Source organism: Shewanella sp. VB17 (assembly GCF_013248905.1).
GTDB lineage: Bacteria > Pseudomonadota > Gammaproteobacteria > Enterobacterales > Shewanellaceae > Shewanella.
The window spans coordinates 553,596-574,137 of sequence record NZ_JABRVS010000001.1 but is presented as its reverse complement, the minus strand read 5'-3'; the positions used below and the strand labels follow the sequence as shown (position 1 = coordinate 574,137).

Below are 20,542 nucleotides of genomic sequence, written 5' to 3'. Positions count from 1 at the left end.
GATTATTCATTTTCCTGTACTGCTTAACCCAAGCTCAGGTTAACTAAGCACACTTGGAGTGCCTTGGTGGAAAATCATCTGCCAATGGCCTTCTTGTTCTTTCCACAGTGAACTTCGTAAAGAATAGCGGATCTTGCATTCATCGGGCTTTTGCATGCTGGCCCGATAAATCAGCTGTGCTAAATCAGGCGCTAGGATCCTTAGCTCAAAGTCTGAGGCATAAAACTTAGGGCATGCTTCCAATGGCAGTTTATCTAACACTTCTTGTTTACCAAAACGAGCCCCAGAACCAGCGAACTCAAGAAAGTCATCGTGGATCAAGCTTGTTAAATCACTAACTGAACTTCTCACTTCTGATTTAAGTAAATAAAGTTCAAGCTCTATGAGTTGTTGCTTCAAGCCAGTTAGCATAAAGTCACCTATGAAGATCTACCTTTACACCCCTATCTGTGCACACCACTTCAAGTGCAAGATAGAATACTTATCGTTTTAATCTATTCATAATTAAACTTATTTGATATAAACATGGACGCTAATTCACAAAAAATCAATTTAATTAATGAGATAGGTTATTTAATTTAGCTAAAGGCGACAATTTCAAATAAAAACCTCATAAAGTGATATTCAGTTGAGACTCCCAACCAGTACCGTCGCCGCTAAGTTTTGATAACGTTTCAGTAATATTTTAACCCGATCAACATACGCTATGGTTTCAGGGTAAGGTGGAACTCCTTGGTAGTGAGTCACTATGTTGGGTCCCGCGTTGTAGGCGGCACAGGCAAGTTCAATATCATCATCAAACAGCTTCAACATACTCGCGAGGTATTTAACTCCACCATTGATATTCTGCTCAGCCTTAAAAGCATTTTCAACTCCCAGCTCTTTAGCTGTATCTGGCATCAGTTGCATTAAACCCATGGCCCCCATTTTAGAAATAGCAAGAGCATTAAAATCTGACTCAGCATGGATCACCGCACGTATTAATGCAGGATCAAGTTGATAGTTTTTGGCTGCTAGGCGTATTATTTGATCAAAGTTTTTCGGATAAAGTGGTATTTTTTCCCAATCCAATTGGGGATCTGGTCGACACGCATAACAATCATAAAGAACGATCTGATATTCATTGGCTATTGGGGCATGATCGGTAAACACTGTCGTGCCATTTTCATCTTTATATTGGTAAACTTTCACTTGCTTATCATCAGTTTCCTCTAAGGTATACTGCGTTGGAACACTGCTATTATCTAACAGCTTACTTTCAACAGACGGTGAAATGACCTCCTTAGCCATTGTCGTCTTAATCAATTCCCTTGTAGACTGACTGGCTTTATAATGAGGCTTATCAGCAGCATGAACAATAATCGAACACCAATAAACACACAACAGCAGTAACACCAATACGATGCTGGCCCCTCTCATACCATTGAGTTCTACTTTCATTAACATGCCTATATATTCATCGAATTTCAATGCGTTAAGCATAGCAAAGAGTTAGCTAGGCTCTCGATTAATTAAGTGACTCGGCAGTATTCATCGATCACTTAACGATTTTAACGCCATCGCAAGTGCTCACAAAGAGGTTACTAATTACACACATTGAAAAATAGTCTTGCTAAAAAGCCATTCATTCACGATGAAGGTTAACTTTATAAACCAAATCATGCTAATGGGATCATTAAGGCCCATAAATATGCCTTTTAAAAAACTACCCGCGAAGGATACATTTAAGCACCTGTTAATTATCACTTAAAAAATAAAGTGAGCATGATAAAAAATGAACACTTACTCAGCGTGTAAGTAATTTATTCACGAAAAAATCAAACTAAACGTAATAAAAAACACATTAAAACGATATTTTATGCTGAAGAGCAATGTTCTGATCACTTCGGTCTTATTATTCAGCTTAGGTACAGACAAGGATAGGTATATTGAAGTTAAGCAACATAGTTAATTTTCACCAATATCAGTACCATCATCTATCCTTTAGGGCTCACACTTAACCAGTGTAAGCCCATTTTTTTGTCTTCAAGCAAGAAAAAACCCGACAAATGCCGGGTTTCATGCTAAACGCTCAATAACATTATTCTGCTGAATCGACCACTTTAGCCACCTTTTCCCGCTCACGTTTACTGAAGATACGCTCAACAACAACGAAGAAAATCGGAATGAAAAAGATGCCTATAAAGGTCGAACTCATCATACCGCCAAGTACACCAGTACCAATAGCATTTTGACTGCCCGATCCAACACCAGTACTAATAGCTAAAGGTACAACGCCTAAGCCGAAGGCTAATGAGGTCATCAAGATTGGACGTAAGCGAACGCGTACAGCATGTAACGTTGCTTCGACCAATCCGGCTCCCTTTTCATAGAATTCTTTCGCAAACTCCACAATCAAAATAGCATTTTTCGTTGCTAGACCGACCGTGGTGAGTAGACCCACTTGGAAAAACACGTCATTAGGTAAGCCGCGAGCATTCATGGCAATAAGGGCACCAATAATCCCCAGAGGGATCACTAATATCACCGAGAATGGTATCGACCAACTCTCATAAAGTGCAGCGAGTACCAAAAAGACCACCATAACAGACAAGGCATAAAGCATAGGTGCCTGATTGCCCGATAGGCGCTCTTCATAAGACAGACCATTCCACTCAACACCAAATCCTGGTGGTAACTTTTTCACCATTGCTTCGATATCGTCCATAGCAGCACCTGTGCTATAGCCCGGTGCAGTGCCACCTTGGATATTCATGGCTGGCAATCCATTAAACCGCTCTAGTCGGGGTGAAGCATATTGCCACTCACCCGTTGCAAAAGCAGAAAAAGGCACCATGCTCCCTTCGCCATTACGTACATACCAAGTATTCAAGTCTTCCGGTTGCATACGGTATTTGGCATCCCCTTGCACGTAAACTTTCTTTACCCGACCGCGATCGATAAAGTCATTGACGTAAGATCCGCCCCAAGCCGTACCTAGTACGCTGTTAACCGAATTAATATCAATGCCTAATGCTCTGATTTTAGCTTGATCGATAAGGATTTGGTACAAAGGTGCATCTTCCTGACCATTAGGACGTACGCCCACAAGATTAGGGTTCTGCGACGCCATACCTAACAGCATATTACGGGCTTCGAGCAATTTATCATGCCCCTGACCATTTCTATCCTGTAAATACATATCAAACCCATTCGCCGTGCCCAATTCAATCACCGCTGGCGGGACAAAAGCAAATACAAAGGCCTCTTTCATCTGCATAAATTTGCCCATGGCACGTGCAGCAACGGATTGAATATCTTGCCCTTGCCCTTCACGCTCAGACCAATCTTTCATGCCGATAAAAGCGATCCCCATATTCTGACCACTACCAGCAAAACTAAAGCCTGAGACGCTAAATACTGAATTAACGTTATCTCCTTCTTCGTTAAGATAAAAATCAGTGACTTTTTCCATCACTTTTTTTGTACTTTCTTGCGTTGAATTAACGGGTAAGATAGCCTGAGTAAACATGATCCCTTGATCTTCATCAGGTAGGAAAGCAGTTGGCATACGCATAAAAATCCAGCCAACAGCAATCGTTAACGCTAAATATATCAACATGACGCGACCAGTACGCTTAATCATAGCAGCAACACTGGCTTCATAACCTGAAGTCATTTTGTCAAAATTACGATTAAACCAACCAAAGAAGCCTGTTTTTACATGACCTTCGCCCTTAGCAATTGGCTTAAGCATCGTCGCACACAGAGCCGGAGTCAGAATAATCGCCACCATGACCGATAATGCCATAGCAGCAACAATAGTCACCGAAAACTGGCGGTAAATAACCCCGGTTGATCCCGACATAAAGGCCATTGGCACGAATACCGCAGATAAAGTCAAACCAATACCCACTAGCGCACCAGTTATCTGATCCATTGACTTCTTCGTGGCCTCAAGAGGACTTAAGCCCTCCTCTTGCATCACGCGCTCGACATTCTCTACCACCACGATGGCATCATCCACCAGCAAGCCGATCGCCAATACCATGGCAAACATCGTCAGGGTGTTAATAGAAAAGCCTGCAACCGATAAAATAGCGAACGTACCCAGTAAGACAACAGGTACCGCAATTGTAGGAATCAAGGTGGCACGGAAGTTTTGCAAGAACAGGTACATGATAACAAACACCAAGACCATGGCTTCCAATAATGTATGCACAACACCCTCAATTGATTTCTCAACAAATGGCGTGGTATCGTAAGGATAAACCACCTCTAACCCTTGAGGGAAAAAAGGTTTCATCTCATCAACTTTAGCGCGCACAGCTTCTGCCGTTGCTAAGGCATTAGCCCCTGTCGCTAACTTTATCGCAAGACCTGCTGCAGGATCCCCATTGTAAAACGACTCAACAGCGTAACTCTCAGCACCAAGCTCAATACGAGCAACATCAGCCAATATGACTTTGGCGCCAGATATGTCAGACTTAATGATGATTTTCTCAAACTGCTCAACCGATTGAAGACGACTTTGAGCTGAGACAGTTGCATTTAACTCTTGCCCAGCAAGAGATGGTGAGCCTCCGAGTTGACCCGCAGAAACCTGAGCATTTTGTTCACGGATAGAGTCCATTACATCTATGCTGGTTAATTTATACTGGGTTAATTTCAATGGATCAAGCCAAATACGCATCGCATACTGAGCACCAAACAATTGAATCTCACCCACACCAGTAACACGACTCATAGGATCTTGAATATTTGAGCCGACATAATCCGAGATATCATTTTTATCAAGCTTGCCATCTTTGGAAACAAATCCAAGGACCATCATAAAACCCGCACTGGATTTATTGACGCTCACCCCTTGAGCTTGAACTTCTTGGGGCAGTAAAGGCAATGCAAGCTGTAGTTTGTTTTGCACCTGAACCTGAGCAATATCAGGATCCGCTTCAGCATTAAAGGTTAACGTGATCTCTGCATTACCAAAGCTATCGCTGGTAGAAGACAGGTAACGTAAGTTATCAATGCCTGTCATGCGCTGCTCGATAACCTGAGTTACCGAGTCTTCCATCGTCTTCGCAGACGCCCCCGGATAAACCGCACTAATCACGACGGTAGGAGGAGCAATGTTAGGGTACTGAGCTACTGGTAATCCGAAGATCGATAGTACACCCGCTAACATCACAATAATTGCGATCACCCAAGCAAAAATGGGGCGATCGATAAAGAAACGAGCCATAACGTTACCCTATTTCTGTGGTGAACTAGTTGACTGTTCAGTCTGCTTATTAGCTGAAACTGGCACTGGAGTCACCGTTGCCCCTGGGCGGATTTTTTGTAGGCCTTCAACAATCAGCTTATCCCCCACAGCTAAACCATCGGTAATACGCCATTGGTTATCGATCACCTCTGCCGTGGTCACAAGCCGCGATTCAACCTTATTCTCAGCATTAACCAGCATAGCAACTGCTTGCCCCTTGGTATTACGAGTAATGGCTTTTTGTGGCACCAAAATAGCGTGTGGATCCGTTCCCGCATTGAGCATTGCACGTACATACATGCCAGGCATTAATGTGCCTTCTGGATTAGGAAATTCTGCTCTTAGTATCACCGAGCCGGTATTCTCATCGACGCTCACCTCAGAGAACTGGAGTAAACCCTTTTGTGCGTAAGTCGATCCATCTTCAAGGATCAGACTCACATTGGCGTTATCTGTTGCTTGTAGCTGCCCTTGCTTTAACTTAGCCTTCAAACGTAATAACTGCGCACTCGATTGAGCAATATCGACATTGATTGGATCTAGCTGCTGGATTTTTGCCAAAATTGGTGTTTGATTGGCGGTCACTAGAGCACCAGCGGTGACCGTAGAAACACCTATGTGGCCAGAAATTGGCGCTTTGACCTGAGTATATTCTAAGTTAATTTTAGCCGTGTGTATTGCCGCTTTAGCCACGGTCACACCCGCCAAAGCCTCTTTATAGAGTGCGTCGGCTTCATCAAAATCTTGCTGGCTAATCGCATTGGTTTTAATTAACTCTTTAAAACGAGCCGCCTTAGCTTTAGCCGATACCAAACTCGCATTTGCGCTAGCAAGATCTGCTTCTGCGCTAATAACTGCTGCTTGATACGTCGCGGGATCAATCTGATAAAGCGATTGCCCTTTTTCCACATTACGACCTTCTGTGAAAGCGCGTTCTGTAATAATGCCTGAAACTTGAGGCCGAACCTCAGCTTCTAAATACGCTTTACTTCTACCAGGCAACTCCACAATAATAGCTTGAGGTAGAGAAACAAGCTGCACCACGCCGACTTCGACAGCGCTAGATGCACCAGTCCCCTTACTATCATCCATTTTTTGCCCGCAAGCTGTTATCCATAACGCTACGCTTATAACAGAGGCAATGTTTACTATTTGCCGCATGAAAACTCCTAGTCAAAGCCGCCGATTAATAGCACACTTACGAGCGACAGAAGGCTCTGCAACTTAAAGCGCGGGCAGCATAATTTTTTTGTGTAAGATTTGAACGTGCCTTTATCTCATAACTCGCCCTACTCAACAAGGAGAAGCCATATAAATTTTGTCAACGAGTGCAAACTAACTGTGTAAAAAAACTGCGGACACACTTAAATACCATTTTTAATTAAATTCAACGCAAGGTTATTAATCACTCTCTTACACAAATCATCGTACTAGATCCTATTAACCACATGCATGCTGCTGCTCGCAAAAATGAAGTGGTAAGAGAACCTAGGTTACTTGTCTTAACTAATTAGCCACTAAAATTGAGATGTTAAACTCGGTGCATGAGATTGAAGATAAGCCATTATTTTACCATCATTTTTTAATGCCGCAACTAATTGCATAATATAGCTGTCCAATGCTTGTTCTTGATCATTGTTGATTAACGGTCTCTCAGCACTAATAGATAACGCTAATATTTCATAAATCAATTCATATAAACCACGGGTATCTTTAGAAAGGTGAGCTCTTGGATCATAACTGCCATGTTCTTTCATACAGCGTTGTTCAACTGCCTGTATACCAAACAACAAAGCAATTGCCGAATACTGTTTAAACAATTCCAGTGATTTAGTGGTTAATACAGACGCGGCCATACCTTGACTGTTGATATTTTGATTATACTGTTCAGCATGGGTAGGAAAGCGATCGCTAATCGAATTACCGTAATAGGTTAGCATTGGCATGATCGAATTGGCACACAATTGTAAACCTTTTAAACCTAAGTTTAAGTTATTCTGATTACCAACCAAAGACGCGGGTAACCCTCGATTAAATTCGGGACTGACCAATAGTGCTATTTGCACATCTAAATGCTTTGAGATCAATCCTATGGTGTGGCGTAATCTATCCATATTGACCGCAATATCCAAACCTAGAAAATTACCCGTGTAGTGAAAAGTGTTATTATCAACATCAATCAATGGGTTATCTGTCGCTGAATTAACTTCTATACTTAAGCTAGTGGCGATACTTTTAATTGTTTCAATGCATGGGCTTAGGTATTGTGGTAAGCATCGAATCGAATAACGGTCTTGAACTAAATCGTCAAAAAATTGCTGCCCATCAACTTTTTTTACATTAATATTCCCTTGCTTTACCAAGCTGGAACCATCCAACAACTGCCTCATATAACGTGCAGCTTGCATTTGCCCTGGGTGGGGTTTTAGTTTATTAGTAAATTCATGAAAAGGATCGATAGAGCCTGTCAGTGCCTGAATATAAAAAGCATGGCTGTAGAGCGATAAACGAGTAAGCAGCTCTCCTTCATGAATACAATTACTCGCAATTCCAGCCATCACTGAAGTGCCATTAATTAACGATAATGCTTCTTTTGGCTCTAAGGTTAATGGGGATAAATTTAATATCTTCAATGCGGTAAGGCAATCAATTATGTTGCCTTGATACTCGACCTGATAAGAGTCATCTAAACCAATAATAGCACCCGCGATGTAACTCAGTGGCACTAAGTCGCCACTGGCACCAATAGAACCTAATTCATAAACTACTGGCGTCATACCTGCATTTAAAAAAATCACCAGTCGATTGATCACTGTTAATCTGATCCCTGATGCTCCTTTCATCAGCGCGTTGGCGCGCACAACCATTGCCGCCCTGACATCTGCAACTTTTAATTTATCTCCAGCACCCGTTTTTAATGCCTTTATTAAATTCTTTTGTAATTGCTGACAATCTTCGGGTTCAATACTTTGATGCGCTAAGCCACCAAAATTTGTAGTGACGCCATAAATGGGTACACCACTTTTAACAAAGTTTTGTAAGCATTGATGCGCTTTATGAATTTTTTCAGTTACAACACTGCAGTTAGATAAATAAACTGGTTTATTACCCACTGCAACTGCGACTAAATGCTCTATTGCTAAGGATTCTCCATCAAGATAGATACCTTGCTGATACTGAGCACCTGCATCATTCGAGTTTAATTTTGATATTTTTTTTTCGGTATTTTCTATACTATTTACTGGCATTCCTTTACCCTCCAAATATATTTTTTTGATATGACCCACATGAAACAATATTACTTTTCGTCGTCAATACTACAGGTTTTATACTCACCTTAGACTTAATCATGCCACTTTTTCTCCTCAGTAATTATCACATCGAACAAGATCAATTTATGTTGGAAGTATTCTCTTATTCTCCCCTGAATGTGTACCGCTATTTGGTACCGACTATGCTCGAATTATTTAAGACCAGAAAGTAACAGGGAATTATATGCACAGAATGTAAAAAATATCGCTTCAGATACCTTTCAGGCCACGATCTTGAACGATGAAAAATAATAATAAACAAAATTGACTTCACAGTCTTTACTTCGTCTTATATTGTTTACATCTTATATAATGTTAATTATCATCAATATGATTGACAGGTTATTTTAAGTCATCGCTCATTTTTTAATAATCACATGCTATCTATCTACGTATAGCAATTTATGTCGCACGAAAACAAAAAGCAAGCTTTTATAAGAACCTTAAATATAAAAGTGATGATATGTAAGTAAGTCAATATTACCTTGAATACTGGACAAAAATTCGTTCAACTCCTAGTTTTAATGAACAATTAAGATAATTTAAGCTTGTTTACTACGTTTTATTAAACAAAAAAATAAACCTGTACTGACTAAGCTTTGGCTGTCCTGCTTATAGATAAGGTAATAATATGGATTCAGCTCAACTCTATCGAATGTTAGTATTTGCCAATGTTGTCGAACAAGGCTCATTGACGGCAGCCGCAGACCAATTAGGCATAAGCCGTTCAATGGTGAGTCAACACCTTAAAAAATTAGAGTTGAGATGTGATGCTCAGCTTTTAAAACGAACCACACGTAAGATGGATCTGACCGAAGATGGCCAGCAACTTTACCACCATTGCGCTGAGCTATTATTACTAGCCAAACAAGCAGAAGAAACCACTAGACCACAAAGTAAAGAACTCCGAGGACGCATTACACTTTTCACTCCGATCTGTTTTGGAGAACAGTTTATCACTCCTTATATCGGTGAGTTTCACCAAAAATTCCCAAAAATACAAATAGGCATACAATTGGATGATAGACGAATAAATAGATTGGAAAATAGCATTGATATCGCCATTCAAAGCGAAGCACGACAACCAACCGATTCAATTTTTATTAAATTAGGACAGTTCGATGAGTACATGGTCGCCAGCCCTGAATATGTAAAACAACATGGTGCACCTTTGCATCCAGACATGCTACTCAGCCATCAATGGTTGCTGCATACTGATAGCTACTTGCCTCAATCATTCTTATTAAAAAATAGTTATGGAGACAAGTTTACCATAAAAGTACCTCCCTTTATTTGCTGTAACAGCAGACACGGTATAGCGCAGATGGTCAAGCAGGGAGTCGGTATAGCGATACTTCCTAGCTACCTGGTCGCTGCAGGAATAGCCAAAAAGGAACTAACACATATTCTGCCGGATTATCACCTCAATGAAACAGGTATTTATGCTATGCATCCGTTCAATAATGTGATCCCACCTAGAGTAAAAGCCTTTTTAGATTTCATTCAATATAAAATGGGATGAAACCAACGATCTAACAGCATGAATTTATTACAGTAAAACTAAAGCCAAAATAATAAGCTAACATTATGGTGACAACAATTTATTTGGTAATCGCCCTACAAATATCAGCTAAGGAAATTGGTAATGGAGCTATTTTATCATCCACTTTCTCGCTACTCACAAAAAGTACTTTTGGCCCTCTATGAAAAACAGGCCAATTTCTATCCTAGGATCATAGAACTTTCTGATCCATTATCCAGACAACATTTTTGCAATCTCTACCCTTCAGGAAAAGTGCCATTACTCAAGCATAAAAAAAGAGGGATGATCCCAGAATCCAGTATCATAATTGAATACATTGATAATGAATTCCCCAAACAAGGAACTCGGTTAATCCCGCCTAGAAAATCAACCTCCATCAATACCCGCCTTCAAGATAGGCTCATCGATCTAGAATTGAACAATGTACTGTTCCAGTTTGAAAACCAACAATTTAATCTTGATGATATTAATCACATAGAACTTAAACGGCTGGAAAAACATATTCATCATTTTTTACAATATCTCGATGATATTCTTGAAAGTAATCACTGGTTATGCGGAGACAGCTTAACCTTAGCAGATTGCTCTCTTATTCCTTGCCTCTGTTATGGTCAACATCATTTTCAACTTTTTAAGTACGACAATCTAAGTCGTTACTGGGATCAAGCTCAATTAAGAGGAGCTTATTTACAAGTTAAAGAGGAGATAGAGTTCGCAAGCACTGAAGTCTTAATTGGCCGTAGGCCAATCCCTTAATAAATAATGCCACAAAACTCCAAAATTACAATAAATTCATGTATTGACTTCTTTTTTTAACTGTAAAAACTGCTTCCACTTCACCACTTCTGGAGGAAGCTCAGGCACAGGACCTTTGAAACCGACCTCTTTTACCATCATATCAATTGGCACTTGCTTACCCTTACACACAAAGACTCCCCTCACATGGACGATACAATGCAATGTATGTTTACTTATGAACCTTTGCTCAATATAAAAATACTTCTCATCCCATCCAACTAACTTTGTTTCAATATCAAACTTAGTAAAGGGCTTAATATCCTTAATATAAGTAAACTCCGCAGCATTAACAATCGGCATCCACTTAAGCTTAATGAAGCGTTTGAGGAACCCCATTTCAGCCAACATATAGGTTCGAGCCAAATCCATAAATGCAGGATAGCGAGAATTAGTCACATGCAAGTTAATATCACAGTCAAAAGGTAAAGCACGATAGTCGATACGACTCGTCCCTAAAAAACCAATAGATTGACAATACCTTACTCGCCAAATAAACAGCCAAAACAGCCTAAAATATAGGTTCATTATTTACTCCTTTTTATACTCCTTGTATTAGCTAACACCTGAGGCTAACAGAGGCTATATTAGATAACAAGAATAACCTATTACTAAGCGTATCTTGGACTGACTTAGGTATATGTAGTGCTGTGTGAGACTTTTATTTTATGAGTATAAATACCGTAAATGAAAATCTTAATTGTAGGAATAGCGTGACTAGCTCTTGCTCGTCGCTTAGAACAGTTAAAATTAGAATACTCTTTAATCGAGCGTTCATCAAGATGAAGTGAAAGGAAAGGAAAGGAAAGGAAAATAAATCAATGTCTCGATTGGAAACATTGGAAACATTGGAAAAGGGTAGAATGAACACTAGCAAGTGTTGAACTTTCGTAAATAATTAAACTGGTCAAATTAACACCACTGAAATGATGACACAATGGGAACAATTTTATTCTTTAACGGCCTAATTGTATCTGAGGAAATCCATCTCCTCAATTTATAGCAGTTCAATCTCTGCTTGCGGCATAGACCACTAGATTACATTAAACACCCTTTAACTTAACCAACCTCAACAACATTATTGCAGCATAAATTTAAATTACACAAATACACAAATACACAAATATATACAACCAATATCAATGTACGTTTTTTATTCTATCAAAATACAAAGTCAACGGCAAAAGATAGTACTGTAGATTCTATTTCGCCATCTCCATCTCTATCTTTAACAACTAAGGAGCCTTCATTGGTAAAATAATTTAATTCTGCTTTAAAGGCTATCCCCGAAGTATAATCATAGCGAAGTGATAAAGTTGTGGTGTCGCTAATTTCTTGTTTAGGAAAAGCAGTCCCACCACCTGGAGGGGTGACTTCACCATTAAAACTTCCTTGAGTTAACAATACTCTCCAGTCACCAAAGTTCATCCCGATAGTAGCATACCACGATGAATAAACGTCAACGTAACGATTCCACTCGACAATAGCGACCCAATTACCATCGTCATAATTAATAGCCGCATCATAGAAATCTCTTGAAGTTTGCTTCTGTATTGATTTTGTACCTGTTTCATACGTTAAGGTATCTACTTCACCTCCAGCTTCCATAAAAGCTAAATGCAAAGTCAAATCTTCCCAATAAAATTCAGAGCTAATACCATAGGAATCTTGTATGTCAGTTTCTACATCACTTATCGTGTACCAACGTTCAGGATCAAAGAAGTCTTTACTCTCATCTTTCACTTCCCCTGTGGTAAATGCAGTAGTTAATCCTATATCGACTAAACCACGGTTGCCAAATAACTCTGTTAAAAATGGATCATTTTTTTTATGTGAGCGCCCATAAAAAATAAGGGTATTGTTGGATATATCACCAAATGAAGTTTGATACATAGCTGAAAGACCTTCAATAAAATTAGCTGAAAGAGAGTAAGCTGCTCCAGGTGTTCTCACCCAACCAAATGAATAATGAATATCCATAGAATCGGAAAATAAATATACAGGGTTTTTAATCTTACCGACTTTAAAATTTAAAGCACTTGTTAAATCGTAGCTTACATAGAATTGCTCTATATTAGGCTCCCAATCATCTTGACCTCTAGATATAACCTGAGCTGTTACAGATAGTTTATCGTCAAAATTAAAACTTCCTTGAAGACCAATTAATGTTTCTTCTGTTAAATCAAAACCTACATCATCATCGTACAATCCTGCGCCACTTGGATGCTTTACCCAATACCCTTCATCGCTGAGGAGTGAAGTTCCAATAATGCTACCAAATCCCCTAAGTGATGTTTCTATTGCTATCGTATTATGAGTAAAAAAAGTAAAAAAAACGCTTAACAATATTATATTTATCTTCATATAGAGCATCCATATTTATGTGACATCAATATGGTTTAGACTACAAGTATATAAATTTCAAATATTTTTTAATAAATAGGCTATTAGTATTATATAGAATAAAATAAGTGCTATTTCCGGCTCTACACAAAGTAGATGTCATAGGTTTAAGCAAAAAATTCTAGAGGCTAAATTTAGCCTTTAACTACGCTAAACCATATCTGATGATTTTTAAATTGAAAAGTAGGATAACTTCAGCTCTCATCATGTAGGCGCTCTGCTATTATATCACTTATAAATTCAGTTACCTTGACATTAAAAATCCTTATGAGAACTAATCAAGAGACAACTATCAATAGTGTCTATACTAATAGACATATTGGATATTGGATATTGTAATATTATGTCGTTTTTACACATTGAATTTTTTTTATCTTTGACGTTTTTATCATTATTTTTTAGCACGATAACGGCTAATGAACTAAATATCACAATAGGATCATCACTTCCCCCTTATGTCATTTCATCAGATGATAATGGCATAGAAATTGACATAGTTAGAAGTGCTTTTGAGGCTGTTGATCATACTGTTAATTTTCAATATGTCCCTACTGCCCGTTTATTTCACTTTATAAAGAACAATACTTCAGATGGAATAGTAGAAAATGGCAGTTATGATATAAGTAAAGAGATCGGTAAGACTATGTATACCAGCAAAGATATTATCAGTATGAAAAATGTTGTCATCGCCTTTAAAAATAAAAAATTAGCTATAGTCGCGTTAGAAAATTTATCGACATTGAAAATTATTGCTTTTCAAAATGCACATAAATACTTAGGAAAAGATTTTTTTTCAGCTATACGTAATAATCCTGAATACAGAGAGCATGCGCATCAACATCTACAAGTAAGGCAGCTTTATGCGGGTAGGGTAGATGCTGTGATTAGTGATCAACGTATTTTCATGTATTGGCGCCAGCTTGCTTACAAACAGGGAAAGTTATCGGAAGAAGATATGAAATCGCCCTTAATTTTCTATCCATTATTTACTCCATCGATAAGAAATCTAAAAACAATAAATAGAAAAATTCGTGATAAATTTAACCTAGGTTTAAATGAAATAATTGAAAATGGTACATATCAAGAAATTTTAAATAAATATAAAAATTGATTAGAAGATAGATTTCGTTAACATTGCTAATTAGTCACCCAGCAATTTCAGATGATATTATTCAATGGTGGGATATTAGCATGGCTGCTTTACACGGTGATAATTTCGATTTAACCCCATCTGAAACACTAACCATATTAAGCTTTTAAACAGCTGAATAATGGAAATATGGTGATTGGTTTGCTTTTCAACATTTGACTTATTTCAATAATACAGATACCAATAGCTCAACTTATGATGAACTATCAATCCGCTTTAGTACAACAAAGCTTACGGGTAATATCTAGGTGTAGGTCCTATTACTAATGTGTCACTGGCAGTGACACTTGAGGAAGATGAAGGGCCAATTAATAATTTTTTTATGGTTTTGTAATGTTAATTTTAGCATCCACTAAAATTTTCGATCCGGTATTATTCGTCAATGATTATTTTGTATTATATTATATAACTTAACCTGAAACGTTCACTTTTCGAACTTGCCGACTAAAAATAAATACAAATTACAAGTGCACCGTTCGCCTAAAATACTACCTGTTTTAAATTTACCAACGTTTGAAATTTTGACACCAAATTACACGTATGTAGTCATTAGCCCCTAAGAGCCGTACATTCTTCGGCCGAATAATACGTAATGCAATCATTAAAAAAAATGGCCCAGCTAACGTGAATGGCTGGCGTAAACGACTATTATGGGGAAAATAGATTTTATCAATTTGAAAATGTTGAACATAATACTTAGTTCGGTCAAACGTTTGTAAATAATTAACTTCAATCATATCAATCGACCTTAGTCGATTGATATGATTTTATATTACTAAGTCAGGTTACAGAAAGTTAGCCATTAATACCAGAATGACGGAGTAATGCATCGATGCGAGGCTCACGGCCACGAAAACGTTTAAACAACGCCATAGGCTCTTCACTGCCGCCCATCTGCAATATATTTTCAAGGAAGCTACTACCAGTATTTGAGTTAAATATCCCCTCCTCTTCAAAGCGTGAAAAGGCGTCGGCAGACAGGACTTCAGCCCACTTGTAACTATAATAACCTGCCGCATAACCTCCAGCGAAAATATGAGCGAAACTGTGTTGAAAACGGTTAAAATCTGCAGGTTGTATTACAGCGACCTGACGACGAACTTCATCAAGTTTACGTTGAATATAGTCGTCTTGCTTAGGGGTATATTCCAAATGCATTCTAAAATCAAATAAAGAAAATTCTAATTGGCGAAGCATACCCATTCCCGATTGAAAATTCTTCGCCGCAAGCATCTTATCTAACATGACTTTAGGTAAGGGCTCACCTGTTTTATAGTGACCCGATATCTCAGCTAAAGCTTCCTCTTCATAACACCAGTTTTCCATAAACTGACTTGGCAGTTCGACAGCATCCCAAGGCACGCCATTGATACCCGATACACCAGCAACATCGATTTTAGTCAACATATGATGGATACCGTGGCCAAATTCATGGAATAAAGTAGTCACTTCATCATGAGTAAAAAGTGCAGGTTGCCCTTCAAGTGGTGCATTAAAATTGCAGGTTAAATAAGCAACAGGTGATTGCAAACCATTAGATGTTTGCCGGCGCGTACGACAGTCATCCATCCAAGCACCACCACGCTTACCTTCGCGGGCATAGAGATCAAAATAGAAGCTGCCTCTGTGTTCACCTTCACTATCTTCAATACTGAAAAAGCGGACATCTTTATGCCAAGAGTCAAACTCTTTTTGCTCCTGTATCGTGAGACCAAACAGACGGTTAACCGTGTAAAAAAGACCTGATAGTACTTTATCTTCAGGAAAATATGGTCGTAACAGTTCTTGAGATATTTCATACCTGTGATGCTTTAACTTTTCAGCATAAAAACTGAGATCCCAAGGAGCCAGTTCTACCACCTGATACTCCTGCTTAGCAAATTCGGTTAGTTCTGCAAGCTCTGCTTTACCTTGATCTTTAGAACGTAACGCGAGTTCATTAAGAAAATCAAGCACCTTTTCTGGATTGTCAGCCATTTTAGTCGCCAAAGATTTATGGGCAAAACTATCAAAACCCAATAACTGCGCTAACTCATGGCGAAGTGCTAATATCTCATCCATTAACGGACCATTATCAAATTCACCGGCAAAAGGACCTTGATTAGACGCACGCGTAACGAAAGCACGGTAACACTCTTCTCTAAGTAAGCGGCTCTCACTATAGGTCATCACCGGTAAGTACGATGGGAAATCTAAGGTAAATAACCACCCATCTAGCTCTTTAGCTGCTGCCATTGCTTGAGCAGCCGCAATCGCTGACTCTGGCAATCCTGCTAACTGTGCTTTATCGGTGATTAATTTACTCCATGCCTGAGTTGCATCAAGTAATTGATTTGAGAAACCACTGGTTAACTCAGACATACGTTTAACCAGTTCACCATAACGCCGTTTATCTTCATCATTTAACCCGATGCCTGACAACTCGAAATCACGTAAACTATGTTCAATTACAGTTTGCTGTGCTTTGCTCATTAACGTAAATTCAGCTGAACCTTTCAAAGATTTATATGCTTGATATAAGGGCTGATGTTGACCTACATAGGTACCATATTCAGAGAGCAATGGTAAACAGGCATCATGAGCTTCACGCCATTGCTCAGTGCTAACAACTGAGTTCATATGAGAGACTGGTGACCAGATTTTACCTAAAGCATCATCCGTTTCTTCCAAAGGTGCGATCAGATTATCCCAAGTAAAAGAATCCTTTTGACTCAAGACCTCATCAATCTTACGACGGCAATCGGTAATACCTTTCTCAACAGCAACTTGAATGTGTTCAGGTTTAATTTTAGAAAAAGATGGTAAAATGGCGCTGTCTAACAAAGGGTTGCTCATAGTTATTCCTCAGCATCTGGTAAATTAAATCATCGACAGCTCAGAAATGAGCATCTTAGACTGCTTATATAGACTAGATATGGGCTAACGGAGTGATATTCAAGAAATATCACCCTTGGCAGTCATAAATATCTCACTGTCAGACTAAGTAAACCTAGACATAAATCAAAAATTGACCGCTGTAAATCTTTCTACGCCGGAGTTGATAAGCTGATCGCAAATACTAAGTGTTATTATTTACACTTTAGAATTGATCTGTATCATCCGCAAAAATTACCGTGCCTCGTTGATGTTAGAGTTATTGATGAAAAAAACACCTGAATTCACATTAGTACTAAGCTTAACCATTATCCCATTCGCTATTATGGCAGACACCAACGTTACAATCGACGACTCACATAACACCCGTAAATTTACGCCAAACACAGAAAATAACACTCAATACTTAATTGATTTGGGCTGGGATTCACATTATATCTCTGAGGGGCGAAATAATTTACCTAAAGGCGGGATCATGTGGAGTAGTGTCGCTATTCAGCATAACAATCTAAACGTCTATGCAAGATTAGGCAGCGCTGATAGCCTTCACTATAATGAATGGAACTTAGGGCTCCAGTACACTTTTGCTCTTACTGAAAATCTGGAAACCACGCTTGGCTACCAAAGACTTGAGTTTTATGGTGACCAGCGTTGTAACGATAATGAATTATTTGGTTTACTGACTTATTCGGCCATTGAGTGGTTGACTCCATCTATTAACTACACCTATTCAACCGAAGCTAGCGGTTATTTTGTTGAAGCCAGCCTACACAGTAGCTGGGAATTAATTAACGGGTTTACTCTCACCCCCTATCTTACCCAAGCTTTTGATTTTCAATATGTAACCGAAGAACACAATGGTCGGAACCATTTTCAATTAGGCATCGAGACTGAATACCTGTTTAATCACAATATCACTCTATCAGGGCACATTAGCCGAACCTTTGCGCAACAAGATATTACGTTAGAAGCTAACATAGAGAAACCTGAATCCGGTTTAGATCAAACATTTGCAGGCATACACTTCACTTGGATTTTCTAACCCTAACTCATCATATCTACCTTTAAACAAGAGACGCTATTCACTCTCACAATTCGACTTTGTCAATATTCAAAATTTCAACTAGATTTAATCAAGCTATATTATTAATAGACCACAGAGGAACAAGGAATGTCACTCTTAAGCACTTCAGGGATCATGTCGATTCAATTCGTCCCCTATCGGTATAGGCTAGGTTTCATCACCCCATTCCCCGCAAGTTTATTGTTGATAATCTTGATGATCAGTTCCACATCCCTATATGCAAAAACACAAGACCAGCTTCCACTTGGTGTAGTGCTTGATAGCCAAGGCAATCCGATATCGCTCCCATCTAAACAGCAAAGTGCATTAGAGCTGCCTTCTCTAAAATTACCTAAAAAAATACCTCAGCCCTCTCACAAAAAAAAGACTTCAATTTTGAAGCCAAGAAATAAGCCATTTACACATAAACAATTTACCCGTCGCAACAGTGTAGCCAACGATCCTGGGTGTCGCTGGCTGAACTCTCGAATGACACAGCTAGAAAGCAAAATATCACTGTTAAATGATCATTCCAAGAGTCATCACAATAAAGAATTAGCCATAAGACAGAATGAGTGGAAGTGTATGAAATGTGGAAAAAAAGGACCAAACCAATCTGATCGTAGTAAATGTCAGCACCGACGTTAGTCTAAATGGCACCTTAGAAATCACCCATTTTTTTGAGTCTTGTATTTATATAGTGGTTTGCTGTTTCGTTTCCCCCTACAATATCTGCAATACTCTTTAATCTTAAAGATCCGTCAATTTCATACAACCTCTTCTGGAGATAATAATGTCCCAACATTTTGACTATATCTGTCTTGGCGCTGGTAGCGGTGGTATCGCATCAGCAAACCGTGCGGCAATGCGCGGTGCTAAAGTACTACTCATCGAGGCTAAAGCCCTAGGTGGAACCTGCGTTAACGTAGGTTGTGTCCCTAAAAAGGTAATGTGGTATGGCGCACAAGTAGCCGAAGCTTTACATTTATATGCTAAAGATTATGGCTTCGATGTCACCATCAATAAGTTTGATTGGAATACATTAGTCACCAGCAGAGAAGCCTATATTGATAGAATACATGGGTCATATGATCGAGGTTTAGAAAACAATAAAGTCACCTTAGTGAGAGGTTATGGCCGCTTCGTTAATGAGCGAACAATAGAGGTCGATGGTCAAGAATATACTGCAGATCATATTCTTATTGCTACTGGCGGAGCACCTAGCATCCCAAATATCCCAGGTGCTGAGTATGGTATCGACTCTGATGGCTTCTTTGCGCTCAGAGAACAACCTAAACGTGTTGCCGTTATTGGAGCGGGTTATATTGCAGTTGAACTTGCAGGTGTATTGCATTCACTTGGTAGTGAAACCCACCTATTCGTACGCAAGCATGCCCCATTACGCAGTTTTGATCCAATGTTAAGCGAGGCGCTAATTGAATCAATGGCTACTGACGGTCCGACGCTTCATACCAATAGCACGCCAAAATCGGTCACTAAAAATAGTGATGGTAGTCTCACTCTTACACTAGAAAACGAAACAATAGCTGAAGTTGATACAGTGATCTGGGCCATTGGTCGTACGCCTTCTACTGGTAATATAGGATTAGAAAATACCCAAGTTAAACGAAATGATCGTGGCTATATTGTTGTCGATGAACAACAAAATACGACCAATTCTGGTATTTACTCTGTTGGTGATATCATCGAAGGTGGCGTCGAGCTAACACCGGTTGCCGTTAAAGCTGGCCGACTTCTTGCTGAACGCTTGTTTAATGGAATGGACGATGCAAAAATGGATTATAGCTTAATTCCCACCGTTGTCTTTAGTCATCCAGCAATCGGCACTATGGGCCTTTCTGAGCCAGAAGCCATTGCACAGTACGGCACAGAGCAAGTCAAGTGCTACAACTCTAGCTTCACCTCTATGTACACTGCTGTTACCGCTCATCGACAAGCTTGTAAGATGAAGTTAGTTTGTGCTGGGCCAGAAGAAAAAGTTGTCGGTATCCACGGTATAGGCTTAGGCATGGATGAAATCCTACAGGGTTTTGGTGTGGCCATGAAGATGGGGGCAACGAAAGCTCAGTTCGATGCTGTTGTTGCCATCCACCCCACTGGGGCCGAAGAGTTTGTCACTTTAAGATAGTTGAATCACAAC

At 39.3% G+C, this 20,542-nt stretch carries 14 protein-coding genes; 6 read left to right on the top strand and 8 right to left on the bottom strand.

Annotated features, from left to right (window positions below):
- Window positions 1–39: 39 nt before the first annotated feature.
- From HQQ94_RS02620 to hutH, 5 genes are all read right to left on the bottom strand, one after another.
- On the bottom strand, window positions 40–411 hold the full coding sequence (locus HQQ94_RS02620) for a DUF4440 domain-containing protein (protein WP_173292953.1): 372 nt from the start codon (window positions 409–411) through the stop codon (window positions 40–42).
- A 213-nt stretch (window positions 412–624) separates the two neighbouring features.
- A complete protein-coding gene (locus tag HQQ94_RS02615) occupies window positions 625–1,440 on the bottom strand; it encodes a transglycosylase SLT domain-containing protein (protein ID WP_254303982.1) in 816 nt (271 codons plus the stop codon).
- A gap of 640 nt (window positions 1,441–2,080) precedes the next feature.
- Window positions 2,081–5,221: an efflux RND transporter permease subunit gene (locus HQQ94_RS02610; RefSeq protein ID WP_173292952.1), complete on the bottom strand. Its 3,141-nt coding sequence runs from the start codon at window positions 5,219–5,221 to the stop codon at window positions 2,081–2,083.
- 9 nt (window positions 5,222–5,230) lie between these two features.
- Window positions 5,231–6,403, bottom strand: coding sequence for an efflux RND transporter periplasmic adaptor subunit (locus tag HQQ94_RS02605; RefSeq protein WP_173292951.1), 1,173 nt, complete (start codon window positions 6,401–6,403; stop codon window positions 5,231–5,233).
- 356 nt (window positions 6,404–6,759) lie between these two features.
- Complete coding sequence (hutH, locus tag HQQ94_RS02600; RefSeq protein WP_173292950.1) at window positions 6,760–8,490, bottom strand: histidine ammonia-lyase; 1,731 nt, start codon at window positions 8,488–8,490, stop codon at window positions 6,760–6,762.
- A 694-nt stretch (window positions 8,491–9,184) separates the two neighbouring features.
- On the opposite strand from hutH, the gene HQQ94_RS02595 reads away from it, so the two are divergent.
- Both HQQ94_RS02595 and HQQ94_RS02590 read left to right on the top strand, forming a co-directional pair.
- Entirely contained in the window at window positions 9,185–10,075 is an 891-nt protein-coding gene (locus tag HQQ94_RS02595) for a LysR family transcriptional regulator (protein WP_173292949.1), read from the top strand.
- Between the two features lie 123 nt (window positions 10,076–10,198).
- Window positions 10,199–10,852 (top strand): glutathione S-transferase family protein, encoded by a 654-nt coding sequence (locus tag HQQ94_RS02590; RefSeq protein ID WP_173292948.1) that lies wholly within the window; start codon window positions 10,199–10,201, stop codon window positions 10,850–10,852.
- Window positions 10,853–10,888: 36 nt separating this feature from the next.
- On the opposite strand, the gene HQQ94_RS02585 is transcribed toward HQQ94_RS02590, so the two are convergent.
- Window positions 10,889–11,419, bottom strand: a complete 531-nt coding sequence (locus HQQ94_RS02585; RefSeq protein ID WP_173292947.1) for a thioesterase family protein — start codon at window positions 11,417–11,419, stop codon at window positions 10,889–10,891.
- A gap of 633 nt (window positions 11,420–12,052) precedes the next feature.
- Window positions 12,053–13,255, bottom strand: coding sequence for a hypothetical protein (locus HQQ94_RS02580; RefSeq protein WP_173292946.1), 1,203 nt, complete (start codon window positions 13,253–13,255; stop codon window positions 12,053–12,055).
- 382 nt (window positions 13,256–13,637) lie between these two features.
- Here HQQ94_RS02580 and HQQ94_RS02575 point away from each other — a divergent pair, with 382 nt between their 5' ends.
- Window positions 13,638–14,405, top strand: a complete 768-nt coding sequence (locus HQQ94_RS02575) for an ABC transporter substrate-binding protein (RefSeq protein ID WP_173292945.1) — start codon at window positions 13,638–13,640, stop codon at window positions 14,403–14,405.
- An 834-nt stretch (window positions 14,406–15,239) separates the two neighbouring features.
- Here the strand turns inward: HQQ94_RS02575 and prlC are convergent.
- Window positions 15,240–17,279, bottom strand: a complete 2,040-nt coding sequence (prlC, locus tag HQQ94_RS02570) for an oligopeptidase A (protein ID WP_173292944.1) — start codon at window positions 17,277–17,279, stop codon at window positions 15,240–15,242.
- Between the two features lie 304 nt (window positions 17,280–17,583).
- Here prlC and HQQ94_RS02565 point away from each other — a divergent pair, with 304 nt between their 5' ends.
- The 3 genes from HQQ94_RS02565 to gorA all read left to right on the top strand — a co-directional run bounded on the left by HQQ94_RS02565 (window position 17,584) and on the right by gorA (window position 20,530).
- Complete coding sequence (locus HQQ94_RS02565; RefSeq protein WP_173292943.1) at window positions 17,584–18,360, top strand: hypothetical protein; 777 nt, start codon at window positions 17,584–17,586, stop codon at window positions 18,358–18,360.
- 129 nt (window positions 18,361–18,489) lie between these two features.
- Window positions 18,490–19,029: a hypothetical protein gene (locus tag HQQ94_RS02560; protein ID WP_254303981.1), complete on the top strand. Its 540-nt coding sequence runs from the start codon at window positions 18,490–18,492 to the stop codon at window positions 19,027–19,029.
- Window positions 19,030–19,174: 145 nt separating this feature from the next.
- Window positions 19,175–20,530 carry a glutathione-disulfide reductase gene (gene gorA / locus HQQ94_RS02555; protein ID WP_173292942.1) on the top strand — a complete coding sequence of 452 codons (1,356 nt, stop codon included), beginning with the start codon at window positions 19,175–19,177 and terminating at the stop codon, window positions 20,528–20,530.
- Window positions 20,531–20,542: the final 12 nt, after the last annotated feature.